The sequence below is a fragment of the Vibrio sp. 970 genome (assembly GCF_033339075.1).
Genome location: NZ_JAWOTW010000083.1, coordinates 1 through 1190, shown reverse-complemented (window position 1 = coordinate 1190; position 1190 = coordinate 1). Strand labels below are relative to the sequence as shown.

The window sequence follows — 1190 nt, the reverse complement described above, 5'->3', positions numbered from 1 at the left end:
TATGAATTAGTCGAAGATCTTAGCAACAACACCAGCACCTACTGTACGGCCACCTTCACGGATCGCGAAACGTAGACCTTCGTCCATTGCGATTGGTGCGATTAGCTCTACAGTCATCTGTACGTTGTCGCCTGGCATTACCATTTCTACGCCGTCTGGTAGCTGGATGTCACCAGTTACGTCAGTTGTACGGAAGTAGAATTGTGGACGGTAGCCTTTGAAGAATGGAGTGTGACGACCACCTTCATCTTTAGACAGTACGTATACTTCTGATTCGAACTTAGTGTGTGGAGTGATTGAACCAGGCTTAGCTAGTACTTGACCACGTTCAACTTCGTCACGCTTAGTACCACGTAGAAGTGCACCAACGTTCTCACCTGCACGGCCTTCGTCTAGAAGCTTACGGAACATCTCAACACCAGTACATGTAGTTGTAGTAGTGTCTTTGATACCTACGATAGCAACTTCGTCACCTACAGTTAGGATACCACGCTCGATACGGCCAGTTACTACTGTACCACGACCTTGGATTGAGAATACGTCTTCGATAGGCATTAGGAATGGCTGATCTACCGCACGCTCTGGCTCAGGGATGTAAGTATCTAGAGCTTCTGCTAGTTCAACGATTTTCGCTTCCCACTGCTCTTCGCCGTTTAGTGCGCCTAGTGCAGAACCTTGGATAACTGGTAGGTCATCACCTGGGAAATCGTATTCAGATAGAAGTTCACGAACTTCCATTTCTACTAGTTCTAGTAGCTCTTCATCGTCAACCATGTCACATTTGTTCATGAATACGATGATGTATGGGATACCAACCTGACGGCCTAGTAGGATGTGCTCACGAGTTTGTGGCATTGGGCCATCTGTCGCAGCAACAACTAGGATACCACCGTCCATCTGTGCAGCACCAGTGATCATGTTTTTAACATAGTCAGCGTGTCCTGGACAGTCAACGTGTGCGTAGTGGCGTGATGGAGTGTCGTACTCAACGTGAGAAGTTGCGATTGTGATACCGCGCTCACGCTCTTCTGGAGCGTTATCGATAGATGCGAAGTCTTTAGCTACACCGCCGTAAACTTTAGCAAGAGTAGTACAGATAGCTGCAGTTAGAGTTGTTTTACCGTGGTCAACGTGGCCGATAGTACCAACGTTAACGTGCGGTTTCGTACGTTCAAATTTTTCTTTAGACA

The 1190-nt window shown here is 47.2% G+C and carries 1 protein-coding gene; it reads right to left on the bottom strand.

Features of this window, described 5'->3' with window-relative positions:
• Positions 1-6 precede the first annotated feature (6 nt).
• Positions 7-1190, bottom strand: a 1184-nt coding sequence (gene tuf, locus R7Q11_RS24860) for an elongation factor Tu (RefSeq protein ID WP_017822038.1), incomplete at its 5' end; no start/stop codon positions are given.